18 protein-coding genes and 1 pseudogene are annotated in these 22,003 nt (G+C 61.8%); 9 read left to right on the top strand and 10 right to left on the bottom strand.

Features of this window, described 5'->3' with window-relative positions; genetic code table 11:
* The first annotated feature begins 37 nt into the window (after positions 1-37).
* The gene (locus J7655_RS10755) at positions 38-2,314 is read left to right on the top strand and encodes a fatty acid cis/trans isomerase (RefSeq protein WP_230924437.1); all 2,277 of its coding nucleotides are present in this window, start codon (positions 38-40) and stop codon (positions 2,312-2,314) included.
* Between the two features lie 207 nt (positions 2,315-2,521).
* Positions 2,522-3,106, top strand: coding sequence for a Fe-S biogenesis protein NfuA (gene nfuA / locus J7655_RS10760; protein WP_147810853.1), 585 nt, complete (start codon positions 2,522-2,524; stop codon positions 3,104-3,106).
* A 51-nt stretch (positions 3,107-3,157) separates the two neighbouring features.
* Here the strand turns inward: nfuA and J7655_RS10765 are convergent, their stop codons facing one another.
* The 4 genes from J7655_RS10765 to J7655_RS10780 all read right to left on the bottom strand — a co-directional run bounded on the left by J7655_RS10765 (position 3,158) and on the right by J7655_RS10780 (position 7,035).
* Positions 3,158-3,385: a DUF1272 domain-containing protein gene (locus J7655_RS10765; RefSeq protein ID WP_230924438.1), complete on the bottom strand. Its 228-nt coding sequence runs from the start codon at positions 3,383-3,385 to the stop codon at positions 3,158-3,160.
* 111 nt (positions 3,386-3,496) lie between these two features.
* Positions 3,497-3,763 carry a hypothetical protein gene (locus J7655_RS10770; protein WP_147810855.1) on the bottom strand — a complete coding sequence of 89 codons (267 nt, stop codon included), beginning with the start codon at positions 3,761-3,763 and terminating at the stop codon, positions 3,497-3,499.
* Positions 3,764-3,934: 171 nt separating this feature from the next.
* Positions 3,935-5,128 (bottom strand): catalase family protein, encoded by a 1,194-nt coding sequence (locus tag J7655_RS10775; protein ID WP_230924439.1) that lies wholly within the window; start codon positions 5,126-5,128, stop codon positions 3,935-3,937.
* Between the two features lie 32 nt (positions 5,129-5,160).
* Entirely contained in the window at positions 5,161-7,035 is a 1,875-nt protein-coding gene (locus J7655_RS10780; protein ID WP_230924440.1) for a c-type cytochrome, read from the bottom strand.
* A gap of 596 nt (positions 7,036-7,631) precedes the next feature.
* Here J7655_RS10780 and J7655_RS10785 point away from each other — a divergent pair.
* Positions 7,632-7,823: pseudogene (locus tag J7655_RS10785) on the top strand (helix-turn-helix domain-containing protein); the annotation flags it as partial.
* A 69-nt stretch (positions 7,824-7,892) separates the two neighbouring features.
* Positions 7,893-8,360 carry a DUF3429 domain-containing protein gene (locus J7655_RS10790; RefSeq protein ID WP_230924441.1) on the top strand — a complete coding sequence of 156 codons (468 nt, stop codon included), beginning with the start codon at positions 7,893-7,895 and terminating at the stop codon, positions 8,358-8,360.
* On the opposite strand, the gene J7655_RS10795 is transcribed toward J7655_RS10790, so the two are convergent.
* From J7655_RS10795 to J7655_RS10805, 3 genes are all read right to left on the bottom strand, one after another.
* Entirely contained in the window at positions 8,328-8,879 is a 552-nt protein-coding gene (locus J7655_RS10795; protein ID WP_230924442.1) for an AAA family ATPase, read from the bottom strand. The genes J7655_RS10790 and J7655_RS10795 overlap by 33 nt on opposite strands.
* Positions 8,876-9,445, bottom strand: coding sequence for a nicotinamide riboside transporter PnuC (pnuC, locus tag J7655_RS10800; protein WP_230924443.1), 570 nt, complete (start codon positions 9,443-9,445; stop codon positions 8,876-8,878). Before pnuC ends, J7655_RS10795 begins: the two co-directional genes overlap by 4 nt.
* 165 nt (positions 9,446-9,610) lie before the next feature.
* Entirely contained in the window at positions 9,611-11,245 is a 1,635-nt protein-coding gene (locus J7655_RS10805; protein WP_230924444.1) for a methyl-accepting chemotaxis protein, read from the bottom strand.
* Between the two features lie 264 nt (positions 11,246-11,509).
* Here J7655_RS10805 and J7655_RS10810 point away from each other — a divergent pair, with 264 nt between their 5' ends.
* The 4 genes from J7655_RS10810 to J7655_RS10825 all read left to right on the top strand — a co-directional run bounded on the left by J7655_RS10810 (position 11,510) and on the right by J7655_RS10825 (position 14,851).
* On the top strand, positions 11,510-12,340 hold the full coding sequence (locus J7655_RS10810) for an undecaprenyl-diphosphate phosphatase (protein WP_003460188.1): 831 nt from the start codon (positions 11,510-11,512) through the stop codon (positions 12,338-12,340).
* Positions 12,337-13,062: a DUF1294 domain-containing protein gene (locus J7655_RS10815; protein WP_230924445.1), complete on the top strand. Its 726-nt coding sequence runs from the start codon at positions 12,337-12,339 to the stop codon at positions 13,060-13,062. The genes J7655_RS10810 and J7655_RS10815 overlap by 4 nt, the downstream gene beginning before the upstream one ends.
* A gap of 52 nt (positions 13,063-13,114) precedes the next feature.
* A protein-coding gene (locus J7655_RS10820) for an IS5 family transposase (RefSeq protein WP_106735623.1) occupies positions 13,115-13,878 on the top strand; the annotation gives its coding sequence in 2 pieces (ribosomal slippage) (positions 13,115-13,430 and positions 13,430-13,878; 765 coding nt in all).
* A gap of 355 nt (positions 13,879-14,233) precedes the next feature.
* The gene (locus J7655_RS10825; protein WP_230924446.1) at positions 14,234-14,851 is read left to right on the top strand and encodes a hypothetical protein; all 618 of its coding nucleotides are present in this window, start codon (positions 14,234-14,236) and stop codon (positions 14,849-14,851) included.
* Positions 14,852-14,989: 138 nt separating this feature from the next.
* On the opposite strand, the gene J7655_RS10830 is transcribed toward J7655_RS10825, so the two are convergent.
* Positions 14,990-15,337 carry an MmcQ/YjbR family DNA-binding protein gene (locus tag J7655_RS10830; protein WP_230924447.1) on the bottom strand — a complete coding sequence of 116 codons (348 nt, stop codon included), beginning with the start codon at positions 15,335-15,337 and terminating at the stop codon, positions 14,990-14,992.
* A gap of 146 nt (positions 15,338-15,483) precedes the next feature.
* Between J7655_RS10830 and J7655_RS10835 the strand changes: the two genes are divergently transcribed.
* Positions 15,484-17,337, top strand: a complete 1,854-nt coding sequence (locus J7655_RS10835; protein WP_230924448.1) for a sensor domain-containing diguanylate cyclase — start codon at positions 15,484-15,486, stop codon at positions 17,335-17,337.
* Positions 17,338-17,434: 97 nt separating this feature from the next.
* Here J7655_RS10835 and J7655_RS10840 read toward each other — a convergent pair whose 3' ends face one another.
* On the bottom strand, positions 17,435-18,823 hold the full coding sequence (locus J7655_RS10840) for an efflux transporter outer membrane subunit (RefSeq protein ID WP_230924449.1): 1,389 nt from the start codon (positions 18,821-18,823) through the stop codon (positions 17,435-17,437).
* A complete protein-coding gene (locus J7655_RS10845; protein ID WP_230924450.1) occupies positions 18,820-21,999 on the bottom strand; it encodes an efflux RND transporter permease subunit in 3,180 nt (1,059 codons plus the stop codon). The genes J7655_RS10840 and J7655_RS10845 overlap by 4 nt, the downstream gene beginning before the upstream one ends.
* Between the last annotated feature and the right edge of the window lie 4 nt (positions 22,000-22,003).

The raw sequence follows: 22,003 nt of genomic DNA on the forward strand, positions 1-22,003 counted from the left end.
CCGATAGAATCGTCGGACTTCACTCAAGGACGTGGCCATGCTCAAGCCCGCTGCTCTGCTTATTCTGTCTCTCGCAGCCGGCCTGGCCCGTGCGCAGGCGATTTCCTATGTCGAGGACGTACAACCGATCCTCACCCACAAGTGCGTGGCCTGTCATACCTGCTATGACGCGCCCTGCCAGCTCAATCTTGGCAGCGGCGAGGGCATCCTGCGTGGTGCCAGCAAGCAACTGGTGTACGACGGTACACGCACCCAGGCGCAAGCCACCACGCGTCTATATCTGGACGCACAAGGCGAGGCAGCCTGGCGCCATCGCGGCTTTCACTCGGTGCTCGATGGCGAGAACGGCCAGGCGGCGCTGATCAAGCGCATGCTGGAGCTTGGGCGCAGCCAGCCGCTGGAGCCCAACGCCAAGCTCCCCGACAACCTCGATATCGCCATCACCCGCAGTAACAGTTGCCCGTTGCCGGGTGAGTTCGCTGCCTACGCGCAGAAGAACCCCCACGGCGGCATGCCGTTCGCGGTGACCGGGTTGAGCGATGACGAGTACGCCACCCTGGAACAGTGGCTGGCCCAAGGTGCATCGGTCGCCGAACAGGCGCTCAAGCCCAGCGCGGTCGAGTTGCGCCAGGTGGAACAGTGGGAAAGTTTCTTGAATGCGCCCGGTGCGCGGCAGGATCTGGTGTCGCGCTGGCTGTACGAGCACCTGTTCCTGGCGCATCTGCACGTCGAGGGCGGCGAGCCTGGGCACTTCTTCCAGATGGTGCGTTCGCGTACACCCAGCGGCAAACCCATCGATCCGATCGCCACGCGTCGCCCCAACGATGATCCGGGCACCGAGTTCTATTACCGCCTCTGGCCGATCCAGGGCGTGATCGTGCACAAGACGCACATCACTTACCCGCTCAGCGACGCCAAGCTGGCGCGGGTCAAGGCGCTGTTCTTCGCTGAAGACTGGACGCTGGATGCCGTACCCGGCTATGGCGCACAACGCCGCGCCAATCCCTTCGAGACCTTCGCCGCGATTCCGGCACAGGCGCGTTACCAGTTCATGCTGGATAACGCCGAGTACTTCGTGCGCACCTTCATCCGGGGCCCGGTGTGTCGTGGGCAAATCGCTACCGACGTGATTCGCGATAACTTCTGGACGCTGTTCCAGGCGCCGGAGCACGATCTATACATCACTGATGCCGATTACCGGCGCGAGGCAACGCCGCTGCTGGCCATGCCCGGGCAGTTCGATGAGATCGGCGATCTGCTGGGGCTATGGCGCAACTACCGCAACAAGCGCAACGACTACGAGAACCTGCGCAAGGACGCCTATGCCGATGCGCTGCCAGCTGACTGGACGCATATCTGGAGTGGCAATGACAACGCGTTGCTGTCGATCTTCCGTCAGCACGACAGCGCCTCGGTGCGCAAAGGATTGCTGGGCGAGATCCCGCAAACCCTCTGGTGGATGGACTATCCGTTGCTGGAGCGCACCTACTACCAACTGGTGGTCAACTTCGACGTCTTCGGCAATGTCTCGCACCAGGCGCAGACGCGGCTGTACTTTGACCTGATCCGCAACGGCGCCGAGGTGAACTTCCTGCGCCTGCTGCCGGCCCGCTCGCGTGAGGCCTACCTGGGCGATTGGTACCAGAACAGCGGCAAACTGAAGATGTGGCTGGATTACACCTCGGTCGATCATCACTCACCCAGCGCCCTTGGCCTGACGGGCAAGGATCCCAAGAAGCAGTTCGCCGAGCAGTTGCTGCAGCGCCACACCACGCTCAATGCGCGCCCGGACCCGATCAACCGCTGCGCGGGCGCGCACTGTTACCGCGACGGTCTGCCCAAGGAGCTGCAACATGCCGAACAGGCACTGTCGCGTCTGGCCAGTCGGCCGGCCGGTGGTTTACGGGTGATCGATCAATTGCCGGAAGCGACGATGTTGCGGGTCGAACTGAGCGATGGTTCGCGCGAGGTCTACAGCCTGCTGCGCAACCGCGCGCACAGCAACGTGGCGTTCATGCTGGGCGAGGAGCTGCGCTACCAGGCGCGCCTGGATACCCTGACCATTTACCCGGAAGTGCTGAGCAGCTACCCGAACTTTCTGTTCAACGTCAAAGTCGGGGAGGTGAATGCCTTCGTCACGCAGATGGAAGGCGTGCGCGACGCAAAATCCTTCGAGCGTATCGTCGAGCGCTGGGGCATACGCCGCAGCCACCCCGAGTTCTGGCGATATTTCCACGATCTGGCCGAGCATATCCGTGAAACCCAGCCGCTGGAGGCGGGGGTGCTGGACATGAACCGCTACCAGAATTTCTAGGGATGCCCTGAAACGCCAGGCGGTAGGCGGTGGCTAGCACTGCTGGTCATCGCCGCCTGCTGGGCCCGTCGGGGCGCGTGGATCAGCCCCTGGACAGGGCGTCGCAGCGGGCGAGAAGGGCAGTAGCCCTTATCCTGAGTAAATTAGTAGGACTAGGTTCGGGTCATCACTTGGCGTACAATCGCCGCATGACCGTGAGGAGTTGCCATGAGTGCCATCACCATTACCCAAGCTGCCGAAGACTACCTGGCCGAGCTGCTGAGCAAGCAGGACACCCCGGGTATCGGCATCCGCGTTTTCATCACCCAGCCAGGTACGCCTTACGCGGAAACCTGCATTGCCTACTGCAAGCCGGGTGAGCAGAAGCCAGAAGACACCGCCGTTGGCCTGGCCAGTTTTACCGCCTGGATCGATGGCGTGAGCGAGCCTTTCCTGGAAGACGCTGTCGTTGATTACGCCACTGACCGTATGGGCGGCCAGCTGACCATCAAGGCGCCGAACGCCAAGGTACCGATGGTCAACGAGGACAGCCCGCTGAACGAGCGCATCAACTACTACCTGCAGACCGAGATCAACCCCGGCCTGGCCAGCCATGGCGGCCAGGTGACGCTGGTGGATGTCGTCGATGAGGGCATTGCCGTGCTGCAGTTCGGTGGCGGTTGCCAGGGCTGCGGCCAGGCTGACTACACGCTCAAGGAAGGCATCGAGAAAACCCTGCTCGAGCGTATTCCCGAGCTCAAGGGCGTGCGCGACGTGACCGATCACAGCAATCGCGAAAACGCTTACTACTGATCAATGCTGCGCATATGAAAAGGGGCGACCGAAAGATCGCCCCTTTGCATTTCAGGCCCTGTGCACACGTTTGCTGGAAGCGGGAAAGCGTTCGAGCTTTTCTGCCGGACGGGTCGGCCGCCTCACCAATTCGCCGCCGCAGTTGGGGCAGCGCAGCGCCAGCTCGGACTCGGCGCAGGCGCGGCAGAAGGTGCATTCGAAGGAGCAGATCAACGCATCGGCGCTGGCTGCTGGTAGGTCGCAGTTGCAGTTCTCGCAATTGGGGCGCAGTTCGAGCATGGCGCTGGACTCGGCACAGGATGAGGCAGCAGTCTGCAGTCACTTCACTGGCAAGCGCAATGTGGCCAATCAGGCTTCAAACCTCGGGGCGCGCCGGGCGCCCCGAAAGCATTACGCCGGCATGCTCCACGGGGCCAGATCAAAACCCTGGCTGCGCAGTTCGTCACGCGAGCGCTGCAGTGCGTCTTCAAGCTGTTGCGGATCACTGTAGGTAGCGCTGGACAGTTGGCGACCGAGCAAACGGGTGTTGGTACGGTCGATGACGCTGATGCTGACGACGCCGGTGCCGTCCTGCGGAGCCCAGGCTACGCACTGGAACGGGCGGAAGGCGCGATCGGCAATCAGCAGGGCTTCGTTGAAACGCAGCGGTGTGTTCATGGGTTCGATCTCTCCGAGTTGATCCCAGCAATTAAGTGCGGCCAGTATGTTGGCCTTACAATGCTGTTGATGAACGCAGCGACCCCATAAGTCACACACCGCTGAAAAAACTTTTATTAGGCTGTGCCGTGCCTCAATAAATACTTCGGACGTCTCGCCGATTACAACTTTCTACTGCGAAAGTTCCGTTTGCGGATCAGCTTCGGCAGGCTGCAGCTCAGGTATGGTGGGACCTGAGGCGTTGCGCTGCTGCCGATAGGCGCTGACTGCCTCATATACCGACTTGCGTAAACGGTTTATTCCACCAATCGGACGATGTTCGGCAAGTGCATGCCAGGGGTTGAAGGACAAATTGTCGCAGAACAGGTTTTGTTCGCGGCTGTCGAAGTCCTGGGCCGGCACGGTAATACGTGCGACGCTTTCGAAGGGCGATATCTTTTCGCTCCATTCCACACTCGGATCTTCGATGGGCATGTAGTACTGCGCATTCTGTTTCTGCACCTGCAGTTCAAAACACGCGGGGGCACGATCCAGTGACAGTTGCTGGTAAAGCGCATTGCGCAAAAAGTTGGGCAGGTCGGTGTTCTGTTCAGGCAGTTGGTAGGGTGGGCAGTTCTGTGGTGCCGGAATCACGCGGTACTTGATGTTCAACTCACCGAGCTTGAATGGCGCAATGGAGTTGTAAGTGGTGGCCACGGGACTTTCTGGTGCCGGTGCCAGGGTCTTCAGGGCGATGATCAGGTGGCGTACTTCCCAGGTGCGCGGATCCCAGCTGGGAAAGAATGCCAGAGCCTTCTTGCCGTCGGCCTGGGCGGCGAAGTTGCTGCGGTACTCGGCCACGTCGCGGACGAAGAAGGCGGGGTGATTGAACATCACGAAATCCTGTTCGCCAGCATGTGCCGGGCTCTGCATGAGTTTCTCGCCTGGCACGTCGAGCAGTTTGATGGCCATGCCGCGAGCATCACGGGCGCGGTCGAACTGCGGGTAGGCGTTGCCATTGGACAGGCGCATCCAGGCCTGCCAGGTATGCCCGGGCTTACTGAACACGCCGTGGCGCAGGGATTCGTCGAGACTATCGAGCACCTGCACTTCGGCTTTGACACAGCCATGGGCCTTGGCGTGGGCATCTCGCAGCACGCGGGTGTTATCGCGGTGTTGCTCGACGATGCGCACGGCATCCTCGATGATCAGCCGGCTCAGCGCGGCTTCATCCGCAGCGATCTCTTCCTCGGTGGAGACCGGGCCGGAGAACTTCCAGGCGTAATAGGCCTCACCCAGGCCCCAGCCAAGCAGGCCAACCAGCGTGATGGTGAGCAGCAGTTTGCCGAGCAGGCGACCAAGCCAGAGCCAGAAGCGTTTCAACATCGTTGCAATCCTTGTTCCGGTATCGGTTGAAATCAGCCTGCGCAGCGCGGGCCGGGCGTCCATGGGCGCACAGGCAGGTCACTGAGCTGGGTTTCCAGCTCGGCGTTACCGAGTACCTTGAGGTATTCGATCAGCGCCAGGCGCTCTTCAGGCGACAAGGCGCGGCCGATCACACCTTCCTGGCGACAGCCGTCGCGAAACTCATGGCCACCGTTGCCATTGCCGGTAACGCGGGTGTCGAGGAGGAAACCGCCGGCAAATTCATCGCTGCGATACCCCACCCGAACCGGGTCGTACTCGAAGTTACCGACCCAGAACCGGGTCTGCCGCTCGTAAACGGGGGAGAGCAGTTCGAACAGATTGGCTACCGAGCCGTTGTGCAGGAAGGGCGGGGTCGCCCAGATACCGTCGAGCGGGCGCGCCTTGTAGCCGCGTAACTCCTGAACGCCGATGGGCAACCCGTAGCCGTCCATTTTCTGGCGCTGGCGTGGGCCGATACCGGCGTCCTGATAGGCGCGGTTCTCCACGTAGGCGGTGATGTAAGCCAGCCCCTTGGCACTGGAGATGTTCTTGAAGTCGACGTCGTCGAGGCTGGCGCCATACAGGCGCACATCCAGTTTCGCCAGTTCGGTCTTGGTCCAACCCAGGCGGCTGATGTCGAAACGATGATCCGCGATATTGTCGGCGGTGGTCGGGTCGGTGCCGACGATACTGACCGGTACCACGCGCATTTTCCATTCAGGGCTGCGCGACGGCGCCAGGCGCTGATCGTGCGGTTTCGGATCGGGTGCGTGGCAGTAGGCGCAATTCTCGCTGTAGAGCGCTTTGCCACGGCTGGCCAACGGCAGATCCACCTTGCCGAATACGGCCTCTGGCCACTTCGGTGGCTGCAGCTGTTTCAGGGTTTCCTCGAGGGTATACAGGTCGTGCAGGCGCACACTGGATGCGTAGCGATCTGCTTCGATAACGCCTTTACCCCGTTCGTCGAGCAGATGCAGACTGGCGCCGACACCAAGGGCTTCGCCGACGTTGCGCGCCATGGGCTGCATGGCCGAACCGTTCCACTGCACCCAGTCGAACTTCCAGATATCCCAGAGGTGCGGGTAGCTCACCGGAGCATTGGCAACGCGGTAGTTGGCCTCATCCAGGGCATCACCGAACACGGTATTGGCGATGCGCCCGAAGGCGTCGGTGCGGCCAAAGCCTTCTTCGGTCGGGTATAGCCCGCGATGCCAGTCGTTGAATGCAGTGGCCAGCAGACGGTCGAGCACTTGCTTGAAGTCTTCGCGCAATTGCGCACGGCCCTGCGGGTATTGGTCGCCCAGGACTTCCTGGGCAAAGCGCCGGAATTTCAGCGGGTTGTAGTAGGTGAACGCCATGCTCATGCCCAGCGCCTGGCCGAAGCCACCACCGCGCAGAGTGGGGACGGTGGAGGCCAGCGAGTGCAGGGCAGCGCCGCCGTCGATGCGTACGGCCTGGCCTTTGTAGCGCAGCTCGCCGGTGTGGCAGGCGGCGCAAGTGATGTCGAGAAAATGCTCGCCGCTCTCACTGTCCTGGTGGCGGGCGAAACCGACAGGCAGATTGCCGGGGTTGAGCGCGCTCGGCTGCTGCTCGGGATCGCCAAGAAACCCAAAGCGGGCCAGATAATCCAGACGGGCGAACTTATCCGTGCCGAATGGCATTTCCAGTGCGATGAACCAGTCGTAACGCAAGCCTTTTACCGTGGTGCCTTGCGCGGTGTAGTAATAGTTCTGGCGCTGTTCGTCGCTCCATTGCTGCAGATAATGCAGTTTTTCGGGCAACTGCTGGTTCGGCAGGTTGGGGTTGGCCACGTAATACAGCGCCACCGCCAGGCCGATCAGTACCAACACAATCACAAGCTTCAGGGTGCGGCGCAGCAGACGCATAGGAAACATCCTTGTGGCGTTCTTATTAGTTCGTCGGTTATGCCAATACTGTTGAATGTTGGCAAGGTGCCATCTTTGCGATCACGCAATAAGTGCAATAACCCGCCGGAACAAGGCATATAGAGAAATGATCCATTAGCCGTCAAAGTTCTTGCTAGCGTTACGTTTGTTAGCGCCAAATTGTTGTTTTTATTGCTATTTCAAAATAATGGCGCCAAGGATGGAATATGCAGGCCGTTTCCGTCGCCTCTCGGCAATTGCTGGTGCTCGAACCCTTCGTGATGATGACAGACACCCTGATGACGGCGCTGCAGGCAGCGGGGTGGGTTGTGCAACGTTGCACGGCCGGGGAGCTCAACGCTCGGGGCGGTGATGCGCTGCTGCTGTACCTCGACCGGCAACCCGGGCAGATGCTGCGCGAACAACTGCGACGCACGGGCCTTGCCTGTGTTGCGCTGGCAGATGCTGGATGGCTGCAGCAGGTCGATGAGCTGCAATTGAGCACCTGGCTCTTTCGCATCCTGCCCGCAGCGGTCGACCATTGGCTCTTGCTGGACGTGCTGCAACAGGCCGAGCGGGCCAAGCCCTGGTTGGTCGACAGCGCCTTGCAGCCGCGCCAGAAGCACAACGATGCGCCGGTAACGCTGGAGGACTACATCCTGCGTGCCGAGTTGCAGGCGTTGAACGATGTGCTTAGCCGTTATCGCAACATGAGCCAAGCCGCGCGTACGCTTGGTGTATCCAGACCGACACTGTATCGCTTGCTGCACAAGCATCGCCTGCGTTGAGCACTATGGCTGTAACGCCCATGAAACACTGCTAATGTGCTCGCAACATCCATCACCAAGGAGTTTTTCATGCACCCGTTCGATGCCAAGAAACCGCCGCAACTGGCTTTACTGCTGGGATACGCCGGGCTGGTGCCGTTTGTCAGTGGTGCGCTGGGAATCTGGGGCATTCCCATGGGCTGGCGGCCTTTCGTGCTCGATGCCTTGCTCGATTACGCTGCCGTGATTCTGGCTTTCATGGGCGCCATTCACTGGGGCCTGGCCATGCGTGGCGAGGCGAGCGATATCAAAGCCAGGCTGCAACTGGGGCTTTCGGTGATCCCGCCCTTGCTGGGTTGGGCTGCGCTGGCGGGCGGGCTGCCGATGGCGCTGTCGCTGCCCGTTTTCCTGTTCGCCTTCATTGGCCTGTATCTGGCCGATATGCATGCAGTACGCGAGGGGCTCGCGCCGCAGTGGTATCCGGCATTGCGCAAGCCGCTTACGCTGGCAGTGTGTCTGAGCCTGCTAGTGGCCTGGGCCAGCGTGCTGATCCACTGAGCCGAGCAGCGCTGCAACCTGCTGCAGCGCGGCTTCGCGCCGTTCATCCCAGCTACCGGACAGTTGGCTGAAGCGCTGTCCGTTGGCCTGCAACCAATCGCGACAGGCCTGATGAAACGCCTGGCGCTCTGCCAGCCCTGGCTGACAACGCTGGCCGTCGCTGACCCAGGGTACGCCGGCGGGGTCGAGCAGCAGGTGTTGGTCGTAGCGACGGGCGAGCAATTCACCTTCTAGCCAGTCCGGGCAATCGCCAAACAGGCAGCGGCTCCAGAGCATGTTGCTCAGCAGGTGCGTGTCGAGAATCAGCAGCGCCGGCTGTGTTGCTCGCGCAGCATCTTCCCAGGCCAGTTGGCCGCGCGCGATGTCGCTGATGTCGGCATAGCCGGTATCGCGCTGCTGCTCATCGATGAAGTGGCGCACGTACTCGCCGACCACCAGGCCACCGAAGTGTGTCTGTATCTCTGCCGCGAGCCAGCTCTTGCCGCTGGATTCCGGCCCGGTCAGCACCAGCACTTTCATGCGGCGTACCGCAAGGCCGGGTCGCGCCGCCAGCTCAGCCAGCCGCTGACGGCCAGCGCGGTGAAGGCTGCGTAGAGTGCAGCTGTCAGGTACAGCTCGCTGTGCAGGAAGAACGCCACGTAACAGAGGTCTACCAGCACCCAAAGCGCCCAGCACTGCAAGCGCTTCTGCGCCATCCATAGCTGCGCCACCAGGCTGAAGGCCGTGAGCGCCGAATCCAGCCAGGGCGAGCTGGCATCGGTGTAGGTGGCCATCAGATGGCCGAGCAGCCAGGCGCCGAGCGCGCCGATCAGCAATCCCGCGAGGATCGCCCGTGCAGTCAGGCGGCTGACCTTGCGCCCATCATGGCGCTCACCACCACGGGTCCACTGCCGCCAGCCGTAGAGCTGCAGCGCAGCGAACAGCAGTTGCAAAAGCAGGTTGGAATACAGGCGCCAGTCATAGAACAGCCAGGCGTAGAGCAGCACCATGACCAGGCCGATGGGCCAGCACCAGGGATTCTGCTTGACGGTCAGCCATACCGCGATGATGCCGAGCCCGGCAGCCAGGAGTTCGAGCCAGGACATTCGGCATCCTCAACCATGCAAAAGGTGGCGATTGTACTGCCGTCAGCGGCTGAGCACAGCAGGGACGTACCAGACGCCAGACACTTCGATGCGCACTAACGATGAAGCGTCCGGCCGGGGCACGGCGGCTATGCTCACCGGCCCCGGATCAGATCGGTATCGGCCTCAGACGCGGAACTGGCCAAGCAGACGATTGAGTTGCTCGGCCAGTTGCTGGAGATGCTGGCTGGCTGCGTTCGACTGCTCGGCAGCTTCGGCGGTGTTGTGCGCCAACGCCGCCGTCTGCGTGATGTTCTGATTGATGTCCTCCACCACATGAGACTGCTGCAGGGTAGCGCTGGTAATCGACGCATTGAGACCCGTGAGGTTGCGCAGCGACTGGGCTATCTGAGCAAGGCTTTCACCCGCCTGGCTGGCTTGCTCCACGGTCAACTGGGAGGCGCGGCTGCTTTCATTGATCACCTTCACTGCCGCCTCGGAGTTGCCCTGCAGGCGCTCGATCATGCCCTGAATCTCGGCCGTGGAGGTTTGCGTGCGTTGTGCCAGCAGGCGCACCTCGTCGGCGACCACGGCAAAGCCTCGGCCTTGTTCGCCGGCGCGCGCGGCCTCGATGGCGGCATTGAGGGCCAGCAGGTTGGTTTGCTCGGCAATCGAGCGGATTACTTCCAGGACGCTGCCGATCTGCGTGCTTTCGCTGGCCAGCGACTGCATGACTTCCACCGCCTTGTCGATGGTGCCCGACAATTCACCAATCTGACGCAGGCTGGCATCGATATTCTGCTGCCCCTGGCGGGCCTGATCCTCGGCCGTGTGCATTTCGCTGGAGGCGTGTTCGGCATTCTTCGCCACGTCCTGCACGCCGTAGGTCACTTCGTTGACAGCGGTGGCCACCAATTCCATCTGCTGCGCCTGCTGCTGGCTATGACGCTGCGCTTCGCTGGAAATATCGCCGAGATTGCCCGCGGCCTGATCCAGCGAGCCGGCCGACTCGAGCATCTGACGGATGACGTGCCGCAGTTTGTCGGTGAAGGCATTGAAGTGGGTGGCCAGTGCGGTGAGTTCATCGCGGCCATGAGTATCGAGATTACGGGTCAGGTCGCCTTCGCCGCTGGCGATGTTGGCCATGCCGTCGACCGCTGCCTGCAGCGGTTGCACGATGCTGCGGGTAATGACGACTACCAGCCCCGTCAGCAGCACGACAATCAGAAAGCCGATGGTGATGGCTTTCAGTGCCTGCGCCTTGAACTCTGCCTGTACATCATCGACATAGACACCGGAGCCAATGATCCAGCCCCAGGGCTGGAACAGCTCGACATAGGAAATCTTCGGTACCGGGTCACTGGCGCCTGGCTTCGGCCAGCGGTAATCGACCTGGCCGGCACCCTGGCTGCGGGTGATGGCGACCATCTCGTTGAACAGCGCCTTGCCGTCCGGATCCTTGAAGCTGGGCAGGTTCTGACCTTCGAGCTTGGGATTGGTCGGGTGCATGACCATCACCGGCGTCTGGTCATTGATCCAGAAATACTCCTGGCCGGCATAACGCAGCCCGCGTATGACCTCCATCGCCTGTTTCTGGGCCTGTTCACGGTCAAGGCTGCCGGCGCTTTCCAGATCATGGAAATACTTGAGGATACCCGCCGCGCTCTGCACCACATGCTCGGTTTTTTCCGATTTGGCGAGGTAAAGATCGCTGTGTATCTGGCGCAACATATAAGCGCCCTGGAGGATCAGCGTCAGGAGGGCAAGCGCCAGAATCAACCACAGGCGACGGCTGATGGGGAGACTGCGTAAATGGTTCATGGGCGAATACCGGATTGTTGTAATTGTCAGCGTCAGGGCAACCCCGAGCAGTACTGGCGATACTGTGCATCGGGGCATTATTCACGCCAGTTGTCTGATAGCATTCCGGCCGCCAGGCGCAGAACCTGAGTGATTGGCGAGCCAGGCGCTGCTTCTGCCAGGACGCACGCGCAGGAACCTGCGTAGCGTATTTATGTCCCACGGCGGGCTGTATTGCATTTTCGAGTTTACGCGCGGCGGAGTCGTCGCGCTTTGGGGGAGTTGATGGATATCTGGATGGCCTTTCAGGCTCTGATTCTGGGCATTGTGGAAGGGCTGACCGAGTTCTTGCCGATTTCCAGCACCGGGCACCTGATCGTGGTCGGAGACTTGCTGGGTTTCAACGGTCAAACGGCAACCGCATTCAAGATCATTATCCAGCTTGGCGCCATTCTGGCGGTGATCTGGGAGTTCCGGGCCAAGGTGCTCGGTGTGGTGGTCGGGCTGCCCAATGAGCCCAAGGCCCAGCGTTTCACCTTCAATCTGCTGTTGGCGTTCATCCCGGCCGTGATATTCGGCCTGGCCTTCGCCGATCTCATCGAGCACTGGCTGTTCAACCCCATTACCGTGGCCATGGCGCTGATCATAGGCGGCATTATCATGCTCTGGGCAGAGAAGCGCGATCATACTATCCAGGCCGAAACGGTCGACGACATGGACTGGAAGCTGGCCCTGAAGGTTGGTTTCGCCCAGTGCCTGGCGCTGATTCCGGGTACGTCGCGTTCGGGCGCTACCATCATCGGCGGCCTGGTCTTCGGGTTGTCGCGCAAGGCCGCGACCGAGTTTTCCTTCTTCCTGGCCATGCCGACCATGGTGGCGGCCACGGTCTATTCGCTGTTCAAGTACCGCGACATTCTGCAGATGAGCGACCTGCCAATCTTCGCCATCGGCTTCGTCAGCACCTTCATCGTGGCGATGATCACCGTGCGTGCCTTGCTCAAGTTCATCACCAACCACAGCTATGCGGTATTCGCCTGGTATCGCATTGCCTTCGGCCTGGTGATTCTGGCGACCTGGCAGTTGCACCTGATCGACTGGAGCACCGCTCAGCCGTGATGGACAACGAGCGCAAGGGGCGCCTGAAAAGCTGGGATGATGCCAAGGGCTTTGGCTTCATCCAGCCGGCAAACGGCGGTGCTGACGTTTTCGCGCACATTTCCGTCATGCGCGGTGATCGCCGCCCGCAGCCCGGGGACGATGTGCTGTTCATCGAAGGGCGCGACGAGCGTGGTCGGCCACGTGCCGCGCACCTGCGTCTGGCCGGCGAACTGAGCCTCGACCGCCAGGCCATCCGGCGCAAGCCGAAAACCCCGGACAATGCTGCACCGGCGCAGCCAAAACCCGCTGCCAAACCTGCACGCAGAGCGGCGACACAGTCAGGCGGCATCCACAGCCCAGGCAGCAAGATCGTCCTGTTTGCCTTGCTCTGCGTATTGCCAGTGCTCGCTGCCCTGCAGCTGTTCGGCAAGGGGCTCTGGTGGCTGGCGCCGCTGTACCTGTCGGCCAGCCTGCTGAGCTTCGTGCAGTACTGGCTGGACAAACGCAACGCCCAGAGCGGTGCTCAGCGCACGCCGGAGAACACCCTGCATCTGGTCGAACTGCTCGGCGGCTGGCCAGGCGCGCTAATCGCTCAGCAAGTCTTTCGTCACAAGACGCGCAAGGCCTCCTACCAGACGGTTTTCTGGCTGATCGTCGGCTTGCACCAGCTACTCTGGATCGACCTGCTGCTGTTCGATGGCATCTACGTACTAGACCACCTGCCTTCATTGGTGCACTAGGGCCTGTTAACGCTAATTAGCTTCAAGTCTCTCCATGCGTGATACTTCGCGCATGGAAATTACCCCCGAACAATTCTCGATCATTGAGCATTGCTTCCCGCGACAGCGGGGCAACGTAAGTCTGTCCAATCTGAACGTGTTGAACGCGATCCTCTATGTCGCTGAGCATGGCTGCAAGTGGCGCGGCTTGCCGAAGCGCTTTGGCAATTGGCACACCATCTACACCCGCATGAGCCGCTGGTCGAGGTCGGGTGTGTTGGATCGGGTGTTCGCCCAGTTGCAGCAATCCCAAATTGTCCGGATCAAGATCGAGGCGGTGTCCCTGGATAGCACCAGCATCAAGGTGCATCCCGATGGCACTGGCGCTCGAAAAAAAACGGCCCTCAAGCTATTGGAAAATCCCGAGGCGGTTGGAACACCAAGATTCATCTGGTTGCCGCGAATGATCGAACAGCCATAGCGTTCTCCCTGTCACCCGGGCAGGCACACGACGCACCGGCAGGTCGCGACCTGCTTCGCAAGCTGGGCGAGCAAGGAAGACCGCTGCATCTGCTGATGGATCGTGCTTACGAGGGCAACGAAACCCGTCAGCTTGCGCTGGATCTGGGCTTTATCCCAGTGGTTCCTCCGCTGAGGACTCGCATCAATCCCTGGGAATATGACCGAGAAATCTATAAGCGCCGAAATGAGGTAGAGCGTCTGTTTCGGCGCTTGAAAGGATTTCGCAGAATTTTCTCCCGCTTTGAAAAGCTCGATGTCATGTTCATCGGCTTCGTTAATTTTGCCCTGATCGTTGACGGACTGAGGTTGTGTTAACAGGCCCTAGGGACAGCTTGCTGCAGAACTGGCATTGCAGTGTGCCAAGCGGCTATGTTGGCGCTCCAAGCCTGCCAGAGAGGGACACCGCCTGCCTGGCGAGCACAACGTGGCCATGACAACAAGAATGAAAAAAACTGGCAAAACCGCTGCTGCAGTGCATCTGAGGCCCCGTATTCGGGTGCTGGGGCTGTGGCTGCTGTGTTGCCTGCTTGGGCCTGTGTACGCTTCTGCCGAGCTAGAGTTGACGCTGGGCGGGACGCCTGAGTCAGTCGCCTATACCCGACAAGTGCTTGAGCAGACCCTGGCTCTCGGGGGCCATGGCGTCACTGTACGCGAGCGTGGCAACCCTACCATGACGCGCCTGGAGGTCATGCTGCAGCGTGGGGAAATCAGCGTCCTGATCCTTGGCCCGACGCAGGCGCGTGAGCGAAGGTTCCTGCCAGTGCGGGTGGGCATGACCGACAACCTGGTCAACCAGCGCATTTTGTTCATCCCCAAGGGCAGGCAGGCCGTGTATGACAAGGTGCACAGCCTGGAGGACTTTCGCCGCCTGCAGCAGGTGGCAGGCATGGGAGCGGCCTGGGCGGACAGGGCCATCTGGGAGGCCAATGATCTGCCGGTGATGACCATCGAGGGCGACTGGAAACGGCTGTACCGCATGGTGGCCTCGACGACGCGCCTGATCGATTATCTGCCCCGTGGCGCCCACGAAATGGCGCATGAGTGGACGCAGCATGCCGATCTGGAGGTGGAGCGCCACCTGCTGTTCAGCTACCCACAGGATCATATCCTCTACGTCTCGCCGGCATACCCTGAGCTGCACCGCCTGTTGCAGACGCTGCTGCCGCAGGCGCAGCGCAGTGGGCTGATACGCCGCCTGGCCAGAGAGCACTATCGCCAGATTTTCGAGCCAGCGATCAGCCTGCAGCAGCGTCGCGTGATCCATCTGAAAATGGCTGCGCCCTTATAAGGTACCTCTAAAAACTACCTGCGTTGCCATCGCGGCGTTAAAAACAGGCTCAAAATGCTCATTTACAGCGCGTAAACTGCGCTTTTTCGCCTGTTTTTGCCTTGCGCTGGCTGCCTCGCCTACGTTTTTAGAGGTGCCTTATAGCAGCAACCCCGGCTGCAGACGTTTTGGCAGCCTGCGAACCACCAGCTGGTGCGAGCGCGTCAGCAGTTGGCGCAGCTCGTCGTCGCCGAGCGGCAATTGCCGCGCATCCATGCTGATCCACCGGGCGCGGGCCAGGTAAGGGGCAGGGCGGATGCCGGGGCGGTCGATATAGCCGAGAAACAGGTCGGCATCGACCTTGAAGGCCAGCCCCTCACCGAGTGAGTCGATAATGGCGAACATCTTGTTGCCGGCCACGGAAAACACCCGATTGCCGCCCCATTTGAAATCTTCGCGGGCGCCAGGCAGGGCCAGGCAGAAGGTGATGATCTGTTGCAGCGTCATGGGGTGTTCCTTCACGCGGTCGCGCATATTAAGATCGTAAGCGGGCGCGTGACAGTGCACGATGGTGGCATCTGGTCATCGCCTCGGCTTCGTCCGGAGGTTTCAGCCCTGAGTTCAGGCCCATTGGTACTCACAGAACGTCCCTAATGAAGCGTGTTTACATTCTTCGGCTCATCATCTGGATAGTGCTGTCGGTTGTCTGCCTGCCGGATACATGGGCGCTGGAGCGCAGGCTCGATATTGCCCAGCTCGTGCACGACCCGCAATCGCTGACGACCCTGGTCGGCAAGTTCGAGGATACGAGCCAAAGCCTGACGCTGGAGGCGCTGCGCTCGCCTGAGATGGTCGAGCGTTTTCAGTACGACGTCGTCGACAGCGCCGCCTTCGCCCTGGGCTTCACTCGTTCGGCCTACTGGTTTCGCCTGCACCTGACCAATACCAGCGATCAGGCGCTAAAACGCCTGCTGGTGGTGGACAACCCACGTATTTCCTTCGTCGATGTTTATGTGACGGACGAGCAGGGGATGTCTCGCACCTGGTCCACCGGTGCCGACCGCCCCGCGCTCAGCAAGGCTTACGCCAACCGCAATTTCGTCTTCCCCCTGGAACTGCCGGCACATGCCGAGCAGGTGATCCATGTGCGCGTGCAATCGAGCATCGGCTTGCTGGTGCCGTTGCAGCTCTGGTCAGTCGACGCCTTCCATGCCTACGAGCGCGATGACTACATGGTGCGCAGTGCTTATGTGGGAATCGCGATAGCGATGATCCTGTTCAACCTGATGCTGTTCATCGCCCTGCGTGATCGGATTTACCTGCTGTACGTGACATTCGTCCTGTGCACCGTCTGCGTACTGACGGTGAAAAATGGCATGGCGCCGGGCTGGCTCCTGTTCGGTCTGCCACTGAACGGCAATGTGGCCTATTACAGCAGTGCCTCCTTTGCCCTGTGTGCGCTGATGCTGTTCATGCGTCAGATGCTGCAGACCCGGCACACACTGCCATGGGCGGATCGTCTGTTGCTGGCGATGATTGCCCTGTACCTGATCACTCCCGTGATCTATGCCCTGGCACTGCCGCAGGTTGCGTGCATGGCCATTATGTTCAACCTGCTCACGGCATTGGCGATATTCGCCATCGCACTCGCCTGCGCGCTGAAACGTCAGCGCAGCGCCTATTTTTTCCTTGCAGCCTTTGGCCTGCTGATACTCGGTGGCGCCACCACCACGCTGCGTGCCATGGGCGTGCTGCCGACCAACGTATTTACCGTCGATGGCCTGCAGCTGGGCTCATCGCTGGAGATGCTCCTGCTGGCCTTTGCCCTGGCCGACCGCATCAACGTCATGCGTCAGGAAAAGATGCGCACCCAGGCGCAACTGCTGCAAACCCAGGCACAACTGGTAGAGACCCTGCAGCGCTCCGAGCGTGAACTGGAGCAGCGTGTGCAGGAACGCACGCAGGAACTGCAGCGACTCAATCAACGCCTGGAAAATCTCAGTGTGACCGACGCATTGACGAATATCGGCAACCGCCGGCAGTTCGATGCCGAACTCACGCGACAATGGCGACAGGCGCAACGCAATGCTACGCCGCTGGCGCTGGCCATCATGGATGTTGACTGGTTCAAGGCCTACAACGACCTCTACGGGCACCCTGCAGGCGATGCCTGTTTGCGTCAGATCGCGCAGACACTGGCGGCGACGCTGGCGCGCTCGACGGATTTCGTTGCCCGCTACGGAGGGGAGGAGTTCGTCTTCCTGGCGCCGGGCACCGAGTTGGCCGGCGCGCTGCAACGGGCCGAAAAACTGATCGCCGCCATGGCGACTCTGAACCTTGCCCATAGCGGCTCGCCCTACGCTCGCGTCACCCTGAGCATCGGCGTGGCCGCAATGCAGGCCACTGCGGGAGGGGATCCGCAACAACTTCTGCAACGGGCCGATGCAGCCCTGTACCGGGCCAAACAGGGTGGACGTAACCGCGTCGAGTGCGACCAGAGTCCGTAAAAGGACTTCACGGCGTCGCATAAAAAAGCCCCGGACACGCCAGGCGCGACCAGGGCTAAAGGAGCGGCGGAGCTGGGCCGCTCCCTGGAGAGAGGGTTCAGGCCGGCGGTTGCCAGCCACCGCCGAGCGCCTTGTAGATAGCGACGATGCCGCTGTACAGCTCAACCTCGGCCACTGCCTGGGCGTCTTCGGCAGCCAGGCGTTCGCGTTCGGCATCGAGCAACACGAGAAAATCCGCCGTGCCTTCGCGATAGCGAATCGCGGCCTGATCCGCTGCCGCACGGCTGGCTTCGGCCTGGCGAACCAGGGCGATCAGGCGTTGCTGGCGTTTACCGTAATCGCTGAAGGCGTTTTCCGATTCTTCCAGGGCCAGCAGTACCTGCTGCTCGTACTGCGCCAGAGCACCATCGGCTTCGGCTTCGGCACCCCGCAGACGGGCGCGCACGCTGCCCAGGTCGAACGCCGCCCAACTGATGCTCGGCGCTACGCCCCAGACCCGCGCCGCCGAGGCGCCCAGTTGCGAGCCACGACCAGCGGTGAAGCCGAGAAAGCCGGAGAGGCTGACCCGCGGGAACAGGTCTGCCGTCGCCACACCCACCTCAGCGGTCGCCGCTGCCAGCTGGCGTTCGGCCGCCTGGATATCCGGGCGGCGCCGTAGCAGTTCGGCCGGGTTGCCGATCGGCAGCGCCTTGGCGATGACCGGCAATGATTTGGGCGTCAGGTCGACCTGCAAGCGCTCCGGGCGTTGGCCGAGTAGGGTGGCGATACGGTTCTGCGCCCGTACCTGTTGCGCCTGCAGTTGCGGCAGGCTGGCTTCGGTGGCGGCCAGGCGGGCGTCGGCGCGCAGCACGTCGAGTTCGGTACCGACGCCGGCATCGCGCAACTGCTCGGTGATGGCGCGCGAGTCCTGCTGGTTCTTCAGGTTGTCGCGGGCGATGCGCTCGCGCAGTTGCGCACCGCGCAGAGTGCCGTAGGCATCGACCAGCTCGGCGATCAGGCTGACCTGCAACTGGTAGTAGTCGGCTTCGGCCACTTCGATGCGCGCCTCGCTGGCTTGCAGCTGGCGCTGGATGCGGCCGAACAGATCCACTTCCCAGGCCATGTCCAGGCCCAGGTCGTAGCGCTCCTGACGGATGCGCTCGTCCGTGGTAGGCGGCTGCTGCGCTTTGCCGAACTCGCCGCTGGCGCGGCTGGTTATGGTGGGCAGACGGTCGTTGGCCACGTCATCGCGAATGGCCCGCGCCGCGCGCAGGCGGTTGAACGCCACGCGCAGCTCACGGTTATCCGCCAGCGAGCGCTGCACCAGCAGGTTCAGCGTCGGGTCGTCGAATTGCTGCCACCAGACGGCTTCAAACCGGCTGCGGTCGTACTCGGCAGCCTCCAGCGCCCTGAAGCGCGCAGGCTCGGTAGCAGGTGCCCGGTAGTCCGGGCCGACGGCGCAGGCCGACAGCGCCAGGGTCAGCAGAGCGGGGGCGAAGGCTTTCATGCATGCGACTCCTGCAGGCGGGCAGCTTTGCGCGCTGCGCGTTTTTCCACGAAGCCACGGATCAGTACATAGAACACCGGTGTCAGCAGCAGACCGAAGAAGGTCACGCCGATCATCCCGCTGAACACCGCCACGCCCATGGCATGGCGCATCTCGGCACCCGCGCCGCTCGACAACACCAGCGGCACCACGCCCATGATGAAGGCGATCGAGGTCATCAGGATCGGCCGCAGGCGCAGGCGGCAGGCCTTCAGCACGGCAGCGACACGGTCCATGCCTTCTTCCTGTTTGTCCTTGGCGAACTCCACCAGCAGGATGGCGTTCTTGCAGGCCAGGCCCACCAATACGATCAGGCCGATCTGGGTGAAGATGTTGTTGTCGATGCCGGCCATGATTACGCCGGTGATGGCGGCGAGCAGTACGGTCGGTACGATGAGGATCACCGCCAGCGGCAGACTCCAGCTTTCGTACTGAGCCGCCAGTACCAGGAACGCCAGCAGCACGCAGAGCGGGAAGATGAAGATCGCGGTATTGCCGGCGAGAATCTGCTGGTAGGTCAGATCGGTCCACTCGAAGGTCATGCCGATTGGCAGTTCTTCTTCCAGCAATTTGGCGATGGCCGCCTCGGCCTGGCCCGAGCTGTAGCCCGGCGCGGCGGCACCGTTGATCTCGGCAGTGAGGAAGCCGTTGTAGTGCATCACCCGATCCGGGCCTGCGCTGTCATCGACCTTGACGAAGGTCGACAGCGGCACCATCTCGCCACGGTTGTTGCGCACCTTGAGCTGGCCGATTTGCTCCGGCTCCAGGCGGAACTGCTGGTCGGCCTGGACGTTGACCTGGTAGGTACGGCCAAAGCGGTTGAAGTCGTTGGCATACAGCGAGCCCAGGTACACCTGCAAGGTGTCGAAGATGTCGCTGATGGCCACGCCATGGGTCTTGGCCTTCTCGCGGTCGATGGCGGCATCGACCTGCGGCACGTTGATCTGGTAGCTGGTGAACACCGACATCGGGTTCAGCTCCGGCAACTGACGGGCCTTGTTGAGGATGTTCTGGGTCTGCGTATACAGCTCTTCGTAGCCCAGGTTGCCGCGATCCTGAATCTGCAGGCGGAAGCCGCCGATGGTGCCCAGCCCCTGTACCGGTGGCGGCGGGAAGATGGCGATGTAGGCGTCCTGAATATCGGCGAACTGCGCATTGAGTTCGGCGGCGATAGCCGTAGCGCTCAGCGACGGATCGGTGCGCTCATCAAAACGCTTGAGCGGGGTGAAAACGATGCCGCTGTTGGGGCTGTTGGTGAAGCCATTGATCGACAGGCCAGGGAAAGCCACGGTGTTTTCCACCCCCGGATGCTGGCCGGCGATCTCGCTCATGCGCTTGATGACTGTTTCGGTGCGATCCAGCGTCGCGGCGTCCGGCAGTTGGGCGAAAGCCACCAGATACTGCTTGTCCTGTTGTGGCACGAAGCCGGCCGGGGTACTGGCGAAGCCCAGGTAACCGAGCAGCAGCAGACCGCCATAAACCAGCATGGCAATGCTGCTGCCGCGCAGCACGCGGCGCACGGTAGCAACGTAGCCGTTGCTGGCACGCTCGAACACACGGTTGAACGGGGCGAACAGCCAGCCGCCGAACAGCTTGTCGAGCCCGCGCGAGAAACGGTCCTTCGGCGCATGATGCTCCTTGAGCAGGATGGCCGACAGGGCCGGCGACAGGGTCAGCGAGTTGATCGCGGAAATCACCGTGGAAATGGCGATGGTCAGCGCGAACTGCTGGTAGAACTGCCCGGTGAGGCCGGAAATGAAGGCCGTCGGGATGAACACGGCGCACAGCACCAGCGCCGTGGCGACGATGGGGCCGGTCACTTCCTTCATGGCCTGACGCGTGGCGTCGAGCGGCGACTTGCCCAGGGCGATGTTGCGTTCGACGTTCTCCACCACGACGATGGCGTCGTCCACCACGATACCGATGGCCAGCACCAGGCCGAACAGCGACAGGGCGTTGAGCGAGAAACCGAGCAGGTGCATGACCGCGAAGGTGCCGATCAGCGAGACAGGTACGGCCACCAGCGGGATGATCGAGGCGCGCCAGGTCTGCAGGAACAGGATCACCACCAACACCACCAGCACGATGGCTTCGAGCAGGGTGTGCACCACAGCCTCGATGGAGCCGCGTACGAAGATGGTCGGGTCATAGACGATCTCGTAGTCCATGCCCTGCGGGAAGCTCTGTTTCAACTCGGCCATGCGCTCGCGCACCGAGTCGGAAATCTCGATGGCATTGGAGCCCGGGCGCTGGAACACCGGGATGGCGACCGCCGGCTCGTTGTTCAGCAGCGAGCGCAGGGCGTACTGGTTGGAGCCCAGCTCGACGCGGGCGATGTCGCGCAGACGGGTAATCTCACCGTTGTCGCCGACGCGGATGATGATGTTCTCAAACTCTTCCTCGGAGACCAGGCGGCCCTGAGCGTTGATCGACAGCTGGAAGCTGTTGCCGGCATCGGAAGGCGGCGCGCCGAGGGCACCGGCGGCGACCTGGCGGTTCTGCTCGCGAATGGCATTGACCACATCGGTAGCGGTCAGCCCACGCGAGGCCACCTTGTTCGGGTCGAGCCAGACGCGCAGCGAGTAGTTGCCCATGCCGAACAGTTGCACGTCGCCCACGCCGTCCAGGCGCGCCAGCTCGTCCTTGACGTTGAGCGCGGCGTAGTTGGACAGGTAAAGCATGTCGTAGCGCTGATCCGGCGAGGTCAGGTGCACCACCATGGTCAGATCCGGGGAGGCCTTGTCCACGGTCACGCCGAGACGCTGCACCTCGGTGGGCAGGGTCGGCATGGTGCGGGTGACGCGGTTCTGCACCTGCACCTGGGCGTTGTCCAGGTCGGTACCGAGGGCGAAGGTCACGGTCAGCGTCAGGCGGCCGTCGATGGTCGACTGCGACGACATGTAGAGCATGCCCTCGACGCCGACGATGGCCTGCTCCAGCGGCGAGGCGACGGTTTCACCGATCACCTTGGGGTTGGCGCCGGGGAAATCGGCACGCACCACGACGGTGGGCGGCACCACTTCCGGGTATTCGCTGATCGGCAGCTGGAACAGCGAGATGGCACCGCCGATCAGAATCAGCAGCGACAGCACCGCGGCGAAGATCGGCCGCTGGATGAAGAATTGTGAGAAATTCATGGGT

It is taken from the genome of Pseudomonas wenzhouensis (assembly GCF_021029445.1).
Lineage (GTDB): Bacteria > Pseudomonadota > Gammaproteobacteria > Pseudomonadales > Pseudomonadaceae > Aquipseudomonas > Aquipseudomonas wenzhouensis.

Coding starts and splice junctions, on each gene's coding strand:
- J7655_RS10755 (WP_230924437.1), top strand. CDS start 38: ATGCTCAAGCCCGCTGCTCTGCTTATTCTGTCTCTCGCAGCCGGCCTG.
- nfuA (WP_147810853.1), top strand. CDS start 2,522: ATGAGTGCCATCACCATTACCCAAGCTGCCGAAGACTACCTGGCCGAG.
- J7655_RS10765 (WP_230924438.1), bottom strand. CDS start 3,385: ATGCTCGAACTGCGCCCCAATTGCGAGAACTGCAACTGCGACCTACCA.
- J7655_RS10770 (WP_147810855.1), bottom strand. CDS start 3,763: ATGAACACACCGCTGCGTTTCAACGAAGCCCTGCTGATTGCCGATCGC.
- J7655_RS10775 (WP_230924439.1), bottom strand. CDS start 5,128: ATGTTGAAACGCTTCTGGCTCTGGCTTGGTCGCCTGCTCGGCAAACTG.
- J7655_RS10780 (WP_230924440.1), bottom strand. CDS start 7,035: ATGCGTCTGCTGCGCCGCACCCTGAAGCTTGTGATTGTGTTGGTACTG.
- J7655_RS10790 (WP_230924441.1), top strand. CDS start 7,893: ATGCACCCGTTCGATGCCAAGAAACCGCCGCAACTGGCTTTACTGCTG.
- J7655_RS10795 (WP_230924442.1), bottom strand. CDS start 8,879: ATGAAAGTGCTGGTGCTGACCGGGCCGGAATCCAGCGGCAAGAGCTGG.
- pnuC (WP_230924443.1), bottom strand. CDS start 9,445: ATGTCCTGGCTCGAACTCCTGGCTGCCGGGCTCGGCATCATCGCGGTA.
- J7655_RS10805 (WP_230924444.1), bottom strand. CDS start 11,245: ATGAACCATTTACGCAGTCTCCCCATCAGCCGTCGCCTGTGGTTGATT.
- J7655_RS10810 (WP_003460188.1), top strand. CDS start 11,510: ATGGATATCTGGATGGCCTTTCAGGCTCTGATTCTGGGCATTGTGGAA.
- J7655_RS10825 (WP_230924446.1), top strand. CDS start 14,234: ATGACGCGCCTGGAGGTCATGCTGCAGCGTGGGGAAATCAGCGTCCTG.
- J7655_RS10830 (WP_230924447.1), bottom strand. CDS start 15,337: ATGACGCTGCAACAGATCATCACCTTCTGCCTGGCCCTGCCTGGCGCC.
- J7655_RS10835 (WP_230924448.1), top strand. CDS start 15,484: ATGAAGCGTGTTTACATTCTTCGGCTCATCATCTGGATAGTGCTGTCG.
- J7655_RS10840 (WP_230924449.1), bottom strand. CDS start 18,823: ATGAAAGCCTTCGCCCCCGCTCTGCTGACCCTGGCGCTGTCGGCCTGC.
- J7655_RS10845 (WP_230924450.1), bottom strand. CDS start 21,999: ATGAATTTCTCACAATTCTTCATCCAGCGGCCGATCTTCGCCGCGGTG.